This window comes from Protofrankia sp. CiP1_Cm_nod2 (assembly GCF_920664355.1).
Taxonomy (GTDB): Bacteria; Actinomycetota; Actinomycetes; order Frankiales; family Frankiaceae; genus Protofrankia.
Map to the genome: position 1 here is coordinate 1 of NZ_CAKKTL010000155.1, position 1,236 is coordinate 1,236.

At 66.2% G+C, this 1,236-nt stretch carries 3 protein-coding genes; all 3 read left to right on the forward strand.

The genetic code is table 11. The features are described 5' to 3' along the window. The first annotated feature begins 167 nt into the window (after positions 1-167). The 3 genes from NBW84_RS16565 (at position 168) to NBW84_RS16570 (ending at position 1,100) form a co-directional block, all read left to right on the forward strand. Positions 168-458: a nucleotidyltransferase domain-containing protein gene (locus NBW84_RS16565; RefSeq protein WP_250285644.1), complete on the forward strand. Its 291-nt coding sequence runs from the start codon at positions 168-170 to the stop codon at positions 456-458. Continuing rightward, the gene (locus NBW84_RS24420; RefSeq protein ID WP_445548510.1) at positions 448-570 is read left to right on the forward strand and encodes a hypothetical protein; all 123 of its coding nucleotides are present in this window, start codon (positions 448-450) and stop codon (positions 568-570) included. The genes NBW84_RS16565 and NBW84_RS24420 overlap by 11 nt, the downstream gene beginning before the upstream one ends. 281 nt (positions 571-851) lie before the next feature. Continuing rightward, positions 852-1,100 carry an antitoxin gene (locus NBW84_RS16570; RefSeq protein WP_445548509.1) on the forward strand — a complete coding sequence of 83 codons (249 nt, stop codon included), beginning with the start codon at positions 852-854 and terminating at the stop codon, positions 1,098-1,100. The last annotated feature ends 136 nt before the right edge of the window (positions 1,101-1,236 follow it).

Here is a 1,236-nt window from a genome sequence, read left to right on the forward strand (position 1 = left end):
GCTCGCAGAGGTGATTCGCCGGGACTGCCGAAGCCCCAGGGGGTAAGGGCGAGCAGTCCCTTGTCAGGACCCGGACTCGGACTCGGACTCGGACGAGGTGACACCAGTGTCACGTGGGGCGGACCCTGCGCCGCGTGGTCGTGACCGTCTCTGGCGATAATAGGGATGTGGCCGTCGATCTTCGTGACAGCCGGATCGCTGAGGTGTGCCGGCGTTACGGCGTCGCCGAGCTGTCCGTCTTCGGCTCGGTGGCTCGCGGTGACGACACCGACGATGCGGATGTCGACCCGATGTATGTGCTGGAGCCCGGCTCAAAGCTCGGTTTCGAGATCGTCGATCTCCGAGATGATCTCGAAAAGATCATCGGACGCCGCGTCGACCTGGTACCCAAGGCCCGGCTGAAGTGGGTCATCCGCGACCGGGTGCTCGCGGAGGCCCGGGTCCTCTATGCGGCGTGACGAGCTCTGCCTCGTCGACATGTTCGAAGCCGCGGTCGCGGCGGCGACGTTCGTCCGGGACGTCGACGAGGCCGCCTTCCTGGCCAGCGAGATGATCTTTCCGTCACGCTGATCACTGGGCATCGCCCCTGGTCGGGGTCTGCGTGGCGACCGGACGGATGGCGACCTCAGGGCCCGCCACCATGATCGAAGGGTTCGTGTCCTGGTACGTCAGGTCCACCGACCATCGCGGGAACGACAGGTGACGCAGGTCCCGTCATTGCGGAGCTTGACGTTCACCGCCGCCAGCACCACTGCCTCATGTCACAGCGTGCCCGCACTACCGCTATCTGACCGAGTCGGCAGTGGGCCCTTGGTAGCTACTATTGATAGCTACCATCTGCGGGAGGCGTTATGGCGGACACGGCGATCGCGAGGCTCTTCACACACGGCCGGAGCCAGGCGGTGCGGCTCCCGAAGGAGTTCCGGCTGCCCGGCGACCGGGTGCGTGTCCGGCATGTGGGAGACGGCGTGCTGCTGGAGCCGATCGCGTCCGACGTCGATGCCTGGTTCGCCGAGCTGGACCGCTTCGTGGATGTGCCGTTGTTCGATGACGGCAGGAACCAGCCGCCGACGCCCGCCGGGGAGGACTTCTTCGGGTGAACTACCTTCTGGACACCAACGCCGTGGTCGCGCTGCTGCGGAACAAGCCCGTCGGCGTGCGGGAACGGTACCGGGAGGCCGGAGCGTCCGGGGATTATCTCGCGCTCTCGTCGGTCGTCTTGTTCGAGCTGTGGTA